This is a genomic window from uncultured Ramlibacter sp. (assembly GCF_936925435.1).
Taxonomy (GTDB): Bacteria; Pseudomonadota; Gammaproteobacteria; order Burkholderiales; family Burkholderiaceae_C; genus Ramlibacter.
Window position 1 is genome coordinate 46,127 of record NZ_CAKZHQ010000039.1, and the last position, 14,111, is coordinate 60,237.

The following is a 14,111-nucleotide window of genomic DNA, read 5'->3' on the forward strand; positions in this document are numbered from 1 at the left end:
GTTTGTCAAACTGCTTTTCTGCAACGGCTTGTGAACGGGGCGCGGCGGCTAGCGCCGGCGCAGCGGCTGCAGCAGGTGGCCCAGGCCGTTGTGGTCGATCTCGTGCATCAACGCCAGCAGGCGCCCGGTCTCGCCCGACGGGAAACCCTCGCGGGCAAACCAGTTCAGGTAATTGCCCGGCAGGTCGGCGATCAGCGTGCCCTTGTGCTTGCCAAAGGGCATCTCGCGCGTGACCAGCAGTTCCAGCGACTCGGAGTCCATGGCTTTAGCGCTCGGCAATGTAGTGCTGCATGCTGACCGCCTCTCCTTCGCGCAAGAACTCGGCCACGCGCGCTTCCAGTTGCTGGTCGGCCTGGGTGGTGCGGGCGCGCTGGTGCAGGTAGGCGGCCCAGGAGGTGACGATGAAGCGCTCCACATAACGCGAGGGATCACCCAGGTCGCGGTAGACCCGCCACAGGGTGGCGCCGTCGCGCCGGCGCGAGGCCCGCAGCTGGGTCACGGCCGAGAGAAACTCCTGGGCCTCGCCGTCGCGGATGCGGTAGCCCAGTTCCACCGACACCGGGCCGTCGTCGGGGTGCGGCTGGTCCTTGATGAACAGGTCCACCCCCAGCGTGCCCGGCGTCACCTCATAGGCGTCGCCCATGCGCAGGGGGAAGGCGCGGGCCAGGAAGATGCCGCCAACCATCACCGCCGCCGCCACCGCCAGGGTCAGCGACAGGCCGACGATGCCCGACATCGCGCCCCAGAAGGCCGAGCCGATGGCAAACGAGCCCAGGGCGCTGAGCGTGTGCAGCGCCACGGCGCGCGAGCGCACCCAGGGCGGCGCGCTGGACTGGGTGGCGGTGTTGAAGGTGGCCATCACCGCCATCCAGGCCGCGCCGCCGATGGCCAGCGCGATGAAGACGATCACCGCCACGTGGACGAAGGCCGAGATCAGCATGGCCCCGGCAAACACGCCGCAGCCCACCGCCACCAGCGGCTCCAGCCCCATGCGGGCCCGCACCTTGCCCAGCACCAGGCCGGCCGCCACCGCGCCCGTGCCCAGGCAGCCCATGAGGAAACCGAAGCCGGTGGCGCCCAGCTTGAGCTGCTGCGCGGCGATGGCCGGCAGCAGCGCCCACAGGGCCGAGCCGGCGCCACTGTAGGCCACGGTGCGCAGCAACTGGGCCAGGATGATGCGCGAGTGGCGCGCATAACGCAGGCCGCTGAGTGTGCCGCCCCACAGGCGCTCGGGCGGCAGACGCGTGGCCGGGTGCGGCGCCGGCGGCCACTTGCGCACCGCCTGCAGCAGCAGCAAGGCGCTGACCACCGTCAGCGCGAAGACCCAGCCGGCGCCCACGGCGGCGAAGACAAAGCCGGCGATCGACGGGCCCAGGGCACGGGCGCTGTTCCAGGCGATCGACATGGCGGTGATGGCCTGGGGCATGTCCTCGCGCGGGACGGCGTCGGCCACGCTGGTGTTCCAGGCCGGCGACAGGATGGCGGTGCAGCAGCCCGCGCAAAAGGTGAAGAACAGCAGCGTGGCCGGCCCGGCATAACCGGCAAAGGCCAGCAGGGCCAGCACCACGACGATGACAGCCTGCACGACCAGGGCAATGCTGATCAGTTTGGCCCGGTCCGTGGTGTCAGCCAGCACGCCGGCCGGCAGGGCCAGCAGGAACATGGGCAGGAAGACCGCCGTCTGCACCAGCGCCGCCAGAAAGGACGAGCCGGTCAGCTCCACCATCAGCCAGGAGGCGGCCATCACCTGCATGGCGTTGCCGGTGAAGTAGATGGCACTGCCCACCCAGAGACCACGGAAAGCTGGCAGGCGCAGCGGCGACCAGACGGAATGCGAGGGGACAGCAGACATTGATGGGCAGTCTAAGCGGGAGAGGCCCCTGTGACCCTAGGGTGGCTCCGTAGAACGCTGGCATATTTCCTGGCTAGACTGCGCACACCTTTCACCCCTTCCATAAAGGAAAGCACCATGCGCAAGCTCCGTACCCTGGCAACCGCGGCCGCCACCCTGGCCTTGCTGGCCGCCTGTGCCACCCCCAGCAGCACCGGCCCCATGGGCTTTTTCGTCACCAGCGTGGGCAGCGGCAAGGGCGCCGACCTGGGCGGCATCGCCGGCGCGGACGCGCACTGCCAGCGCCTGGCCTCGGCTGCCGGCGCCGGCGGCAAGACCTGGAAGGCCTACCTGAGCGTGCCGCCCACCTTCCCCTCGGCCACCAACGCCGCCGGCGTGCCCGCCGTCAATGCGCGCGACCGCATCGGCGCCGGCCCCTGGTACAACGCCAAGGGCGTGCTGATCGCCGCCAACCTGGATGCGCTGCACAACGGCGGCAACAACGTCACCAAGCAGACCGCGCTGGACGAAAAGGGCGCCATGGTCAAGGGCCGGGGCGACACGCCCAATGAGCACGACATGCTGACCGGCACCCGCGCCGACGGCACGGCCTTCGCGCCGCAGACCGACACCACCTGCAAGGCCTGGACCTCGTCGACCGACGGCTCGGCCATCCTGGGCCACCACGACCGCATCGGCCCGATGAACGAGAACTGGGCCAAGAGCTGGAACTTCTCGCACCAATCGGCCGGCTGCAGCCAGGAAGCCCTGATCCGCACCGGCGGCGCTGGCCGTTTCTACTGCTTCGCTTCGAACTGAGCGTCCCCAAAAAAGCCGCCACCCGGGCCCAGGCCCGTGTGGCGGCTTTTTTATGGGTGAAACAGGCTCAATCCCGCATGGAATGGACCTGAGAAGCTCCTGATTTTGTAGCGCCTGGATTCAGGCTGCGCCGATGCGCGCGTTGCCCGGGAACAGCTGTTTGCGGGCCTCGGCGTCCACATCCTGCTTGAAGACGAAGCGCTCTTTCAAGGCCTCGGCGCGCTGGGCGGCGGGGCGGGCGTTGATGGCGTCCAGATGGCGCTTGACGTGGGGGAAGGCGGTCCAGGCGGACTCACCCATCAGGCGCGGCAGCATGCGGGCCCAGCCCCAGACCGCCATGTCGACCAGGGTGTAGCCCTCGCCCACCATCCATTCGCGGGTGGCCAGGCGCTCATTGACGATGGTCCAGTGGCGTTCCGCCTCGAAGGTGTAGCGGTTGACCGCGTACTCCTTGGGCTCGGGCGCGAACAGCTTGAAGTGCACGGCCTGGCCGCAGTAGGGGCCGATGCCGGTGGCCACGAACATCAGCCAGGAATGCAGCTCGGCGCGCAGCACCGGGGTGTTGGCCGGCAGGAACTGGCCGGTCTTCTCGGCCAGATACAGCAAGATGCCGTTGCTGTCGAACACCACGGCCTCGCCATCGACCAGGACGGGTGTCTTGGCGTTGGGGTTGAGGGCCTTGAAGGCGGGGCTGTGCTGCTCGCCTTTGCGGGTGTCGATGGGCACCAGCTCGTAAGGCAGGCCGGCCTCTTCCAGGTAGAGGGCGACCTTGAGGGGATTGGGCGAGGGGTGGTAGTAGAGCTTGAGCATGGGCACAAGCCTAGCACCACCCTCACGTCTTAGCGGTAGTACGGGTTGTTGGGAGCGCGGTCGTAGCGGTTGGCCACGCCGTCGCGGTCGGCGTCGTGCTTGTTGCCATGCTTGTTGCCGTGCTTGTTCCCATGGTGGCCGTGACCGTTGCCCTGGTTGTAGCCGTAGCCATAGCCATAGCCCGAGTTCAGGTAGACCGGCGCGGCCTGCACCACATAGGGGTAGGGACGCGGCTGGACATAGACCGGCTGGGGCGCATAGACCACGGGCGGCGGCGCGTAGACCGGCACCGGTTGCGTATAGACGCCGGGGAAGCCCAGGCCGATGGACAGATGGACGTCGCTGCCCGCATGGGCGGCGCTGGCTGCGGCGAAGGCGCCCACGACGACCGCGGCGGCGGCCAGGGACCGGAGGGAATTGATCTTCTTCATGACAGCTCCTTGTGTTGACATGCCTTGTGTTGGCATGAACGTATGGTGCTTGCGCGAGGGTGAACGCAAACTGAACCGTTTGCAGAAAGGCGGTTCAGCTTCAGGCCGCCGGCAGGCGCACCTCGACCCGGGCGCCGCCCCAGTCGGAGGCTGTCAACTCCAGGGTGCCGCCATGGCTGGCGACCAGGTCGTTGACCACGGCCAGGCCCACGCCGTGGCCCGGCACCTTCTCGTCGGCCCGCACGTGGATCTGCAGCACGGCCACGGTGTCGCTGAAGCCCGGGCCGTCGTCTTCCACCCGCAGGCGCAGCGCCCCGCCCTCCTGCCACAGCCGCACGGCCACCCGGCCTGCAGCCCACTTGGCGGCGTTGTCCATCAGATTGCCCAGCAGTTCGAAGGCATCGCCCTCGTCGATGCGCCAGCGCAGGGCCGGCGGGCAGTCGAGCGTGAGCGCCAGGCCCTTGCCGGCATAGACCTTGGCCAGCGAGTCGCGGATGCGCTGGGCCACGGGCGCCAGGGTCAGGTAGGGCGCAAAACGCGCGGCGCCGCTGGCAGCGGCCCGGCCCAGCTGGTGCTGGACGATATGGTCCATGCGGGCCACCTGCTGCTGCACGGCGGCGGGCAGCTCCTGCGGCTGGGCCAGGGCATTGCGCAGCACGGCCAGCGGCGTCTTGAGGCTGTGGGCCAGGAAGCTCAGCGCCTCCTTGTAGCGGGTCTGGCGCACCCGCTCCTGGCGGATCAAGGTGTTGAGGTTGCCGGTCAGGCCGGCGATCTCGGTCGGGTAGACGCCTTGCACCTCGGCCTGTTCGCCCTGCTCGATGCGGCCCACCTCGCGGGCCACGCGGCGCAGCGGCGCCAGGCCCCATTCCAGCAGCACGGTCTGCGTCAGCAGCAGCAGCGCGCCGGCGCCGGCCAGCCAGCTCCACAGGGTCAGGCGGAAGGCGGCGGTCTCGTGGTCGAAAGCGGCCTTGTTTTCCAGCACCGACAGCACCAGGGGCACGCCGCCGCCGGGCCCGTCCCAGCGCACGGCATAACTGACCGAGAGAAAGGCGCCCGCCGCATCCTGCACCTCGTCATAGCGCCACTCGCCCACAGGCACATCGCGCTGGAATGGCAGGCGCATGCCCACGGCCGAATCCGACTGCCAACCCTGGCCGCTGGCCGACTGCAGGATGCCGGCGTACAGGCCCGAGCCGGGCAGCGACAGGCGCGGCTCGGCAAAGCCAGTGGGCATCTGCAAGGCGCCGCCGGCGTCGACCTCGGCGCCGGCCAGCAGCAGGTAGACCGTGCCTTGCAGGCGGGCATAGGTGGCGGCGCGCACGCCCTGGCCATGGGCGCTTTGCAGGGCTGCGCCGGCCACCGCCAGAAAGGCCAGCAGCACCAGGGCGCCGCCGCCGATCAGCCTGGTGCGCAGGGAAACGCCGCGCCAGGAAAAGCCCTTGGTCATTGCAAAGTGAACCGGTAGCCGCGGCCACGCAAGGTTTCGATGGGCGCCAGCGTGCCCTCGGGATCGAGCTTGCGGCGCAGGCGGCCGACCAGCACCTCCAGCACGTTGGAATCGCGGTCCTGGTCGTGCGGGTAGAGGTAGTCGGCCAGCTCCTGCTTGCTGACCACGCGGGCGCGCTCGCGCACCAGAAACTCCAGCACGCGGTACTCGAAGGCCGTCAGTTCCAGCGGCTGGTCATTGAGCTTGGCCGATTGGGCCGAGAAATCGATGGCCAGCGGCCCCAAGGTGAGCACGTCCGACGCCGCCTTCATGGAGCGGCGCAGCAGGGCCTTGATGCGGGCCGCCAGCTCCGGGTATTCAAAAGGCTTGACCAGGTAGTCGTCGGCGCCGGCTTCCAGGCCCGCCACCTTGTCCTGCCAGCTGCCGCGGGCGGTGAGCACCAGGATGGGCAAGGTCTTGCCCTCGGCGCGCAGGGCCTGGATGACGGCCGTGCCGCTGATCTTGGGCAGGCCCAGGTCGACGATGGCCAGGTCCACCGGGTATTCACGCGCCTGGAACAGGCCGTCCTCGCCGTCGGCCGCCTGGTCGACACGGAAGCCCTCGGCCTCCAGCCGCAAGGCCAGGCTCAGGCGCAAAGGGGCTTCGTCTTCGATCAGCAACAGGCGCATGCGCTGGCGTGGCCCTGTGCTGCTACATGGGGCGGCCGCTGGCCGCGTCGACCATCACCACCCGCACCTCGCCCTTGGCGGTGACCAGCTTGACCCGGTAGGCCTTGCCGGCCCTGTCCACCGACAGCACGCGGCCGCCGTGCGACTGGGCCGCGCTGGCGGCGGCCTGGTCGGGCCCTACGTCCGCCCAGGCGGCCGCCGACGCGCAGGCCAGCACCAGGGCGGCAAGCGTGTGGGGGCGCAGAAAGGACGGCATGGCTGCGATGGTAGCAAGCCGCTCAGTGCGTCACCGGCTCGACCGACACCCGCACCTGCAGGTTGGGGCCGGGCTGCTCGCGCATCACGGTGTTGTAGGTCTGGCCACGGTAGTCATAGGCCACGCGGTAGCCGGTGAGGCGGTTTTGCACCTCTTGCACCGTGTGGCACTGCGTGACCTGGCGCGGCACGGTCTCGACCTGTTGCGGGGCGCCGTAGGTGCTGCCCACGTGGTTGCCGGCCAGCGCGCCCACGGTGGCGCCCAGGACGGTGGCGGCGGTGTTGCCCTTGCCCTTGCCCACCTGGTGGCCCAGCAGGCCGCCGGCCACGCCGCCGATGAGGGCGCCGCCGATGCTGGTGCCCGAGCCGCCCGTGCCCTGCACAGGGCGCTGCTCGTTGACCCATTGCTGGCTGCACTGCTCGCGCGGGACCGAGACCTGCTCGTACTGCGGCTCGGCGCTGCGCACGCGGGCGTTGTCCACAAAAGTCTCGGCCTGCGCGGCAGCCATGCCGCCCATAGCGAGGGCGAGGACGGAGGCGATGGCGATGCGGTTCATTGGGAAGACCCCTTCTCTGTTGGTATGGAAGAGATCGTGCCTGGGGGTGGGTGAATGGAAGCTGAATGGATTGCTGATGACCTTGTCATCGCGGGTGTTTTGACTGTCATCCCGGGCTCGACCCGGGATCCATCGCACCCCACCCCAAACCTCCCCCACCGCCCTATCATTCCCCCGTCATGTCCTCCACAGACCCCCGCCCCTCCCCCCGCCCGCTGCAGCCCGCCGGCCAGCGCTGGGGCCGTGGTGCGGCCTCGGTCTGCCCCTATCTGCGCGAGGCCTGGGCCGCCCGCCCGCGCAACCCCGTCTTCACGCCCGAGCAGGTGGCCGCTGTGGTGTGGCCCGAAGCCTCCAACGATCCATCACGCAAGGACCCGTTCCATGCCTGAACCCCGGCGCCCCGCCAAGCAATCTGCGCAGCCGCTGCTGCTGCCCGACACCGAGGTCCTGCCGCCGGCTTACCGAGTGCCACGCGGCCGCAGCGGCAATGGCGCGCTGTCTGCGCTGGAGCAGTTGCTGTCGGATTTTGAGCGGGTGAGGAAGGCGAAGGAGTTTTATGGGGACCTGACCAAGAGGGTGATCGATCCCTTGGTTTGAAGGCAATGGTGAACGGCCCTAGCGGGCGTCGCGGGCCAGCTCCAGCTTGCATTCCCTGAACACGGTGCCGTCCATGCCCGCCAGCGTGCCCGAGCCAGTGAACTTGCCGCCGGCAAACGCGCCGGCCATGGTGGTCTTCCAGGGCTGGGTGGTGCTGCGGTAGAGCGCCCCCTGCCCGCGCAAGGTCAGCGACTGGTCTGCGGCAATGGCGCCGGCCAAGGTCTCCTGGTAGTTGGCATCGCCGCGCTCCATGGTCGCGCGCGGGCCTTCCACCCGCATCGACACAGGCACCGTCCAGGGGTTGGGGTTGTCGACCTTGTGGCGCAGCATGTAGGCGCCGCACCGCAGGGTGCCGGTCCAGATGCCATTGAGCGGCTGGGCCGGGGTGGCCGTGGGCGTCACGGCAGCCGCAGCGGCAATCGCGGCGGCCGGCCTGCCGCCAGCGGCATCGCGCGCGCGGGCCATGTCGCGCACGACGGAGCGGGCGATCAGGTCGATGCCCTGGCGCAGCGAGGCGGCCGTGGCCGGCGGGCGCGCGATCAACGCTTCGTAGGAGGCAAAGCCCTCGCCGACCGAGGGCGCGATGATCCAGCCATCGCCTTTGATGTCGATGCCGGTGACATGGTGGCCGTCGTACAGCAGGGTCTTGCGGTCGGCGGCGGTGAGCATGGCGCGCACGCGCAGGGCCGGCTGGTAGTTGCCTGAGAGGCCATTGGCCCAGAAGCCCACGATGGCGGGCTGCACATACAGCACCCGGTCCCACGATGCATCGAGCTTGGCCACGTCGAGCGTGAGGTTGCCGTTGGTGTCGAGCCAGCGGCCCGCCTGGATGTTGACCTGGTAGCCGGAGGCACGCAGTTCCCGCGCCAGCGCATCGGCCAGCGTGTCCGCCGCATTGAGTTTTTGCGCCACGACCAGCTGGCGCACGGTGTCGGCCCTGCTGGCCATGTGCGCCCCCGCCACCAGGCCGCCGATGGCGCCAAACGCCATGCCCACGTGCGGCGCATAAATGGTGAAGGTCTTGACCTCGGGCGGCTTGATCAGGGTGATGACATGCGCCGGCCCGATGGCATCGGCGGCAAGGTTCACCTTTGGGGTGGGCGCGGCGCAGGCGGTGAGCAGGGCCGCGGCGATCAGCAGCAGCCAGTTGCAAAGGCGGGTTGTCATGGTTTTTGCCTCCTCGGCGGGGATTGTGCCGGCCCGTCGTTGCAAAGCAAGGACGGATTGCTGCCTGGCATCCCGGGCTCTTTTGAATTGTCATCGCGGGCTTGACCCGGGATCCATCGCAGCCTGCCCAAAGCCTCCCCAAACCGCCCTGTCACCCCCCTCCCGTCCCCGTCCGCTGCAGCCCGCCGGCCAGCGATTGGGCCGCTGCGCGGCCTCCGTCGCCCCCTACCTGCGCGAGGCATGGGCCGCCCGCCCATGCAACCTCGTTCTCACGCCGAGCACGTCGCCGCTCTGGTGCTGTCCGATGAGGGCTTGGCTGGAAGCGAGAGTACATCGGCCAACCCGTCTCGATCGCAAACTCCTCAACCTTCCCTACTACGACATACTCGCAAAACGTGTGTGGGGACCTCTAGCCAACCATTGGGGGCGCCTCCTCAAATCTGAGGACATTCAAGGCAGGACAGGCCCGAGATAGTCTTATGGTTACCCACCACGACTTCGGAAAGCAGCGGCAGGTACCGCCACAGATACGAATTCGCCGCACTACTGAGAAAAATCTTGTCGGATAGCTCAAATGGAGAGACCAGGAAATGATCACAGAAGAAAAGAAATTTCGATGGCTTCATATCAGTGACTTTCATGTGGGGATGACGAACCATGGTTGGCTTTGGCCTACCCTCAAGACAAAAATATTTGAGGACTTAGAGAAAATTCAGTCGCGCGCTGGCCCATGGGACGCAGTCATTTTCTCTGGTGATTTGACACAGAAGGCCGTGCCGGAAGAGTTTGATCGTCTTACCCAAGCCTTACAGGAACTGTGGCGCAAGTTCGATTCTCTTGGCTTCAAGCCTACGTTGTTTGCAATTCCTGGAAATCACGATTTGACGAGGCCCTTACCCCTAGAACCGGAGATCATGTTGCTAGGCCAGTGGTGGCAGAACAGAACTATTCATCCAGAGATCTTCGAGAACCCGAAGAGCAGGTACCGGTTAGCAATTCAAAAGGCGTTTCGCAACTATGAGAATTGGCAAGATCAGCTAAAAAAAATGGGGATCCCCTTGGCCGAGACAAACCGTGGACTCCTCCCAGGCGACTCGTCTTGCACGCTCGAAGTGCGTGGCACCAAAGTAGGAATCGTGGGCCTAAATTCTGCTTGGTTGCAACTATCTGAGGGAAATTTTGAGGGACGCTTGCACATTGACCCCCGTCAGCTTCTAGCGGTAACAGGAGGGGACTCAGACAAATGGGTGCGGGCGAATGATTTCAATCTTTTGGTCTCGCATCATCCATCGTCATGGCTGCATCCCGAGAGCTTAGTCGGCTGGAACTCGGAAATAAACACAACTGATAGATTCGACGTGCATCTATTCGGCCATATGCACGTTCCGACCGTCACATCCACGTCGATCGGTGGCGGGCAACCAAAGGTGTCCGTGCAAGCACCTTCTCTATTCGGACTAGAAAAATATGGAGAGGTAAGCAATCGACTTCACGGCTACATTGCTTCCGAACTAAATCTCGCTGACGCGGGCGCAGTTCTCAAGATATGGCCCAGGCGGGCAATTCCTCGACTCACCGGCGAACTGAAGATTGAACCCGATTTGACAATGGATCTGGACGATTCGCAGTCGTTCTCTCAACTAGCTCGATCAATCACGCAAACAAATATAAAGAATATTGCGCTGAACTTTGCGGCGAACACCACTGAACTATCGCTCACGAATTCTGCTTCGCTGAGCCACATTCTGAAGAAAACGGAACGGGTTCTAGCTTCCGCTAAGCCCCATCTAATCGTACGAGAAGTAGAACTGCAAACCTGCCGCCTAGCCCTGGACGAATCACGTGCCGCGTGGATTGGCACTAGCTGGGGAATGAGCGAAGAAGGGTTTATTTGGGCTCTCCAGCAGGACAGATCGGAATGCAAGCCTCTAACTTACCGCATCGAATGCGGCGACTATTCCACGAGACAAAAATTTCTAGAACAGGTTCATGGACAATTGGGTTGTGAGTTTGAGCAGTACTGTGACCTGCTATCCAGTCAGGTAGGAGCCTATTTAATTCTGTCGGATATTCCAATCGGCGAACCAACGCAATCAGGGATTCCGCTCGGAAGAGACATTGAGGAACTTGTAAATGCAGTTCTCCAATATTGCCCAACTATTCGCGTCTTACTGTTGACAAGGCGAAAACCGGGCGCAAACGACATATCCTTCTCCTATGTAAACCTGCCTCCTCTAGACGAGGCAGACACTCGGTCGTACATAAAGGAGCATCCCCTGGGAGGAAGCACCCTTAGTACTGCGACCATCGCGAGTCAGATTTTTCGACATACCGATGGTGTTCCAACGCGCATCGATACGGCGCTCAAGGAACTACAGGTCACGTCGCTTGCGGATCTCTTGAGCAACAATTCCGATTTATTGCCTAGCGATTCTGGTGCTGACACCGTGCCGGCGGCCCTCGCAGTTGCTGTAGCCGAGCTTGCAGACGAATTCTCGGAGAGGCCGCTGCGACGTTCATATCAGTTGCTTAAGGCCCTGAGCATGTTCCCCCAAGGAGAGCAACTTACTAGGGTCAAAAGGTTCTTAGGCGCTCATCCCTTCCTACCGCCGCATGCTGCAGAGTTAGTCGACAGGGGCTTGGTTGATGCCATACCTGTGATGGACGTCGGAATGAGCGACAGCGAAGTGGTAAGAAGCTTAGTCTTGCGCCGGCCTGTACGGGACTATGTGCGGTCTTTGATGTCCACTGAAGAGTCAATTTCTGTCAATGAGAAAGCAGTTGAGCTCTATTTTGGCGAGCAATGGAAAGACGCAAATTACAAGACTCCTTCTACATTAAAGTTCAATGATTCGAATAGAGGCTTTGCTGAAATTTCCAATGCAACGACCTTCATCATCCGCGCGATGAAAACTGCTATCGGAAACCTATCTGAAGTCAGGGAAATTAAAGCCGCTGTAAATCTAGCTTTGCATTTCTCAGCCACTTTGAAACAGGGAGGCCACTACCGAGGCATGAATATCCTCTGCGAGGATTTTCTTCCGCTTGTTCCCGAGGAAATGCTGCCAGCTGAGCACGCGCAACTGAAATACAACTATGCGCGAAGCTTCAGAATGCTTTCTCAACGACAAGCAGCCATCCCGCTCTTCCTAGAGTTAAAAAAGCAAAAACTTTCAAAAGCGATGAAAGTTGGTGTCTTGCTCAACTTGGCTCTTGCGTACGAAACGGACGATCTACTCGAGCAAGCAGTAGAAGCCGCAAGAGAAGTTATTGAGCTTTCCCCCAAATCGCATGAGGCCCTTCAAGCAGAAGCGATCATCCTTGAAGCGGAAGTCGACGATCCGGAGAGATTCTCCAAGCTAGCAGCGCTCGAAAATGAAGCCCGCGCAAAGAAGGCCACCACTGTCGCGAACAATATTGCCGTAGCTAGAGCCAATCAGCTCGCTCCAGATGACCTAACCGGCATTCGAAAAATTCTTGCCCCTGCCCTCGAGATCACTTCCGGGGATACATTCAATTTTGTAAAGGCAAGAATTGCACTTGCAAAGGCCACGATCACTGCAGGCGTAAAGTTTACGCCCCTTGATCGACTCGCCTTAATCGGCGTCTATCAATACCTATACAACCAACGACTTGACTCCCTTTTCTCGCAATGCCATGCGGTTCTTTGGCATATTTTTGACTTGCAGCAAGAAGAAGAGAACCTCTTGCGCCTATTTCGCCATAGCTCGATGATTTGGCGCGTGCGGGGAAGAAATGCAATTGAAGATCGGTATGTGAAGTTGCTGGCTAAACGCTTGGGCCAGCAGCTTCCTCAGGATTTGCGTCAAGTGGGAAGAGAGATGGCGTATTTTCTCGCACGCAACCACCTAGTTCTCGAATCCTCGCTGCCAAGTTCTGAAGGTGCCGGCGCGTAGCGCCCTGTTGCCACAAAGGCGTCATGCGCGAAAACGGGGATGCGGCTCTCAAACCGCCTTCCTCAACCTCCCCACCCCTTCCCTGATCTTCTCCACATCCGCCGTAGCAAACGACAGCCGGAACGTGCTCATATCCGGGTCCTTCGCATAGAACGGCGCGCCAGGCACAAAGGCCACGCCTTGCTCGATGGCGCGCTTGGCGAATTCGCCGGCATCCTTCAACTTCCCACCAGCGCCAGTCAACCTGGCCCAGAAGAACAGGCCGCCCTGGGGCTGGGTGAAGGCCACCGCGTCGCCCAGTTCCTTCTTCAAGCACTCGCCCATCACGCGTGCGCGCTCGCCGTACACCTTGCGTACATTGGCCAGGGTGGCGGGCATGCGGCCGGCCTTGAGGTACTGGGCGGCGGTGGCCTGGGCAAAGGTGCTGGTGTGGGCGTCGCTGAACTGCTTGCACATGGTGGCGCGGGCCAAGAGCGGCTCGGGGGCGATCATCCAGCCCACGCGCAGGCCGGGGCTCAACACCTTGCTCATGGAGCCGCAGTGGGCGATCCAGTCGCGGCTGCCGGGCACGTCTTTGCTCAGGGCCAGGATGGAGGGCGGCGGTGCTTCGCCGAAGTACAGGTCGCCGTAGGGATCGTCCTCCACCACCAGGGTCTGGTACTTCACCGCCAGTTCCAGCACCTTCTTGCGGCGCTCCAGGCTCAGCATGGCGCCGCTGGGGTTGCCAAAGGTGGGGATCAGATAAACAAACTTGGGCTTGTGCTCCTTGATCAGGGCTTCGAGCTTGTCCGTGTCCACGCCGTTGGCGTCGACCGGGGCGCTCACCAGGTCCGCGCCATAGAGGCGGAAACACTGGATGGTGGCCAGGAAGGTCGGGCCCTCCACGATGACCTTGTCGCCGGGGCTGATCATGGTCTTGCCCAGCAGGTCCAGCGCCTGCTGGCTGCCGGTGGTGACGATCAGGTCATCGGCCTTCAGGCCGGGCACGCCCTTTTGTCCCATGAAGGCGGCCAGTTGCTCGCGCAGCGGGTTGTAGCCCTCGGTGGCGCCGTACTGCAGGGCGCCGCCGGGCTCCTCGGTTAAGGCCTTGTTGGCGGCTTCTTTCAAACCCTCGACGTCGAACATGGCGCTGTCGGGGAAGCCGCCGGCAAAGCTGATGATGCCGGGCTTGCCCAGCAGCTTGAACAGCTCGCGGATGGCGGAGGTTTCGACGTTGTCCAGGCGGGTGGCGATCCATTGGCCGGCCACCGGCGTGGTCTGCAGCTTGACCTTGACCAGCATGCCGTTGTCGAGGGACGACGGCACCGATGCCGCGATCGCCAAGGTTCTGGCCTTCCTCCGCAACCAGCCGGAATTCGTGAACCTGGAGCACAAGGAAAGCCGGGCATCCAAGATGCCGTTCCTGCGCATGAAGGTGCGGCTGAAGAAGGAGATCGTCACGCTGGGCGTGCCCGAGCTGGACCCGAACCGCACCGTGGGCCAGTACGTGAAACCGCAAGACTGGAACGCGCTGTTGGCCGACCCCGACGTGCTGCTGATCGACACCCGCAACGACTACGAGACCGCCCTTGGAATCTTCCAGGGTGCGGTCGATCCCGACATCAAGACGTTC

Annotated in this window: 14 protein-coding genes and 1 pseudogene; 5 read left to right on the forward strand and 10 right to left on the reverse strand. The window is 64.0% G+C overall.

The features are described 5' to 3' along the window. Window positions 1–48: 48 nt before the first annotated feature. Both Q0632_RS16025 and Q0632_RS16030 read right to left on the reverse strand, forming a co-directional pair. Window positions 49–261, reverse strand: coding sequence for a DUF3820 family protein (locus Q0632_RS16025; protein WP_298931999.1), 213 nt, complete (start codon window positions 259–261; stop codon window positions 49–51). Window positions 262–265: 4 nt separating this feature from the next. Next, entirely contained in the window at window positions 266–1,852 is a 1,587-nt protein-coding gene (locus Q0632_RS16030) for an MFS transporter (protein WP_298932001.1), read from the reverse strand. 117 nt (window positions 1,853–1,969) lie between these two features. Here Q0632_RS16030 and Q0632_RS16035 point away from each other — a divergent pair, with 117 nt between their 5' ends. Continuing rightward, the gene (locus Q0632_RS16035; protein ID WP_298932003.1) at window positions 1,970–2,650 is read left to right on the forward strand and encodes a hypothetical protein; all 681 of its coding nucleotides are present in this window, start codon (window positions 1,970–1,972) and stop codon (window positions 2,648–2,650) included. A gap of 120 nt (window positions 2,651–2,770) precedes the next feature. Here Q0632_RS16035 and Q0632_RS16040 read toward each other — a convergent pair whose 3' ends face one another. From Q0632_RS16040 to Q0632_RS16065, 6 genes are all read right to left on the reverse strand, one after another. After that, window positions 2,771–3,460, reverse strand: coding sequence for a glutathione S-transferase N-terminal domain-containing protein (locus Q0632_RS16040; RefSeq protein ID WP_298932004.1), 690 nt, complete (start codon window positions 3,458–3,460; stop codon window positions 2,771–2,773). A 29-nt stretch (window positions 3,461–3,489) separates the two neighbouring features. Further along, the gene (locus Q0632_RS16045; protein WP_298932005.1) at window positions 3,490–3,891 is read right to left on the reverse strand and encodes a hypothetical protein; all 402 of its coding nucleotides are present in this window, start codon (window positions 3,889–3,891) and stop codon (window positions 3,490–3,492) included. Window positions 3,892–3,991: 100 nt separating this feature from the next. Continuing rightward, window positions 3,992–5,338 carry an ATP-binding protein gene (locus Q0632_RS16050; protein WP_298932006.1) on the reverse strand — a complete coding sequence of 449 codons (1,347 nt, stop codon included), beginning with the start codon at window positions 5,336–5,338 and terminating at the stop codon, window positions 3,992–3,994. Further along, window positions 5,335–6,006: a response regulator transcription factor gene (locus Q0632_RS16055; protein WP_298932007.1), complete on the reverse strand. Its 672-nt coding sequence runs from the start codon at window positions 6,004–6,006 to the stop codon at window positions 5,335–5,337. The genes Q0632_RS16050 and Q0632_RS16055 overlap by 4 nt, the downstream gene beginning before the upstream one ends. 22 nt (window positions 6,007–6,028) lie before the next feature. Continuing rightward, window positions 6,029–6,262, reverse strand: a complete 234-nt coding sequence (locus Q0632_RS16060) for a peptidase (RefSeq protein WP_298932008.1) — start codon at window positions 6,260–6,262, stop codon at window positions 6,029–6,031. Between the two features lie 22 nt (window positions 6,263–6,284). Beyond that, window positions 6,285–6,818, reverse strand: a complete 534-nt coding sequence (locus tag Q0632_RS16065) for a glycine zipper 2TM domain-containing protein (RefSeq protein ID WP_298932009.1) — start codon at window positions 6,816–6,818, stop codon at window positions 6,285–6,287. 179 nt (window positions 6,819–6,997) lie between these two features. On the opposite strand from Q0632_RS16065, the gene Q0632_RS16070 reads away from it, so the two are divergent. Together Q0632_RS16070 and Q0632_RS16075 are read left to right on the forward strand one after the other, a co-directional pair. Then, window positions 6,998–7,207: a hypothetical protein gene (locus Q0632_RS16070; protein ID WP_298932010.1), complete on the forward strand. Its 210-nt coding sequence runs from the start codon at window positions 6,998–7,000 to the stop codon at window positions 7,205–7,207. Then, a complete protein-coding gene (locus tag Q0632_RS16075) occupies window positions 7,200–7,415 on the forward strand; it encodes a hypothetical protein (RefSeq protein ID WP_298932011.1) in 216 nt (71 codons plus the stop codon). Before Q0632_RS16070 ends, Q0632_RS16075 begins: the two co-directional genes overlap by 8 nt. 18 nt (window positions 7,416–7,433) lie before the next feature. On the opposite strand, the gene Q0632_RS16080 is transcribed toward Q0632_RS16075, so the two are convergent. Continuing rightward, window positions 7,434–8,582 carry a hypothetical protein gene (locus Q0632_RS16080; protein WP_298932012.1) on the reverse strand — a complete coding sequence of 383 codons (1,149 nt, stop codon included), beginning with the start codon at window positions 8,580–8,582 and terminating at the stop codon, window positions 7,434–7,436. A gap of 590 nt (window positions 8,583–9,172) precedes the next feature. On the opposite strand from Q0632_RS16080, the gene Q0632_RS16085 reads away from it, so the two are divergent. Then, complete coding sequence (locus Q0632_RS16085) at window positions 9,173–12,499, forward strand: metallophosphoesterase (protein ID WP_298932013.1); 3,327 nt, start codon at window positions 9,173–9,175, stop codon at window positions 12,497–12,499. Between the two features lie 48 nt (window positions 12,500–12,547). Here Q0632_RS16085 and Q0632_RS16090 read toward each other — a convergent pair whose 3' ends face one another. Continuing rightward, window positions 12,548–13,780, reverse strand: a complete 1,233-nt coding sequence (locus Q0632_RS16090) for a PLP-dependent aminotransferase family protein (RefSeq protein WP_298932014.1) — start codon at window positions 13,778–13,780, stop codon at window positions 12,548–12,550. On the opposite strand from Q0632_RS16090, the pseudogene Q0632_RS16095 reads away from it, so the two are divergent. Continuing rightward, a pseudogene (locus Q0632_RS16095) lies at window positions 13,779–14,111 on the forward strand (hypothetical protein); the annotation flags it as partial. The gene Q0632_RS16090 and the pseudogene Q0632_RS16095 sit on opposite strands and share 2 nt — an antisense overlap.

Excerpts from the sequence above, each read along its gene's own strand:
- Q0632_RS16075 (WP_298932011.1), top strand. The coding sequence starts at position 7,200 with ATGCCTGAACCCCGGCGCCCCGCCAAGCAATCTGCGCAGCCGCTGCTG.
- Q0632_RS16070 (WP_298932010.1), top strand. The coding sequence starts at position 6,998 with ATGTCCTCCACAGACCCCCGCCCCTCCCCCCGCCCGCTGCAGCCCGCC.
- Q0632_RS16050 (WP_298932006.1), bottom strand. The coding sequence starts at position 5,338 with ATGACCAAGGGCTTTTCCTGGCGCGGCGTTTCCCTGCGCACCAGGCTG.
- Q0632_RS16035 (WP_298932003.1), top strand. The coding sequence starts at position 1,970 with ATGCGCAAGCTCCGTACCCTGGCAACCGCGGCCGCCACCCTGGCCTTG.
- Q0632_RS16045 (WP_298932005.1), bottom strand. The coding sequence starts at position 3,891 with ATGAAGAAGATCAATTCCCTCCGGTCCCTGGCCGCCGCCGCGGTCGTC.
- Q0632_RS16060 (WP_298932008.1), bottom strand. The coding sequence starts at position 6,262 with ATGCCGTCCTTTCTGCGCCCCCACACGCTTGCCGCCCTGGTGCTGGCC.
- Q0632_RS16080 (WP_298932012.1), bottom strand. The coding sequence starts at position 8,582 with ATGACAACCCGCCTTTGCAACTGGCTGCTGCTGATCGCCGCGGCCCTG.
- Q0632_RS16040 (WP_298932004.1), bottom strand. The coding sequence starts at position 3,460 with ATGCTCAAGCTCTACTACCACCCCTCGCCCAATCCCCTCAAGGTCGCC.
- Q0632_RS16030 (WP_298932001.1), bottom strand. The coding sequence starts at position 1,852 with ATGTCTGCTGTCCCCTCGCATTCCGTCTGGTCGCCGCTGCGCCTGCCA.
- Q0632_RS16090 (WP_298932014.1), bottom strand. The coding sequence starts at position 13,780 with ATGCTGGTCAAGGTCAAGCTGCAGACCACGCCGGTGGCCGGCCAATGG.
- Q0632_RS16055 (WP_298932007.1), bottom strand. The coding sequence starts at position 6,006 with ATGCGCCTGTTGCTGATCGAAGACGAAGCCCCTTTGCGCCTGAGCCTG.
- Q0632_RS16025 (WP_298931999.1), bottom strand. The coding sequence starts at position 261 with ATGGACTCCGAGTCGCTGGAACTGCTGGTCACGCGCGAGATGCCCTTT.
- Q0632_RS16065 (WP_298932009.1), bottom strand. The coding sequence starts at position 6,818 with ATGAACCGCATCGCCATCGCCTCCGTCCTCGCCCTCGCTATGGGCGGC.
- Q0632_RS16085 (WP_298932013.1), top strand. The coding sequence starts at position 9,173 with ATGATCACAGAAGAAAAGAAATTTCGATGGCTTCATATCAGTGACTTT.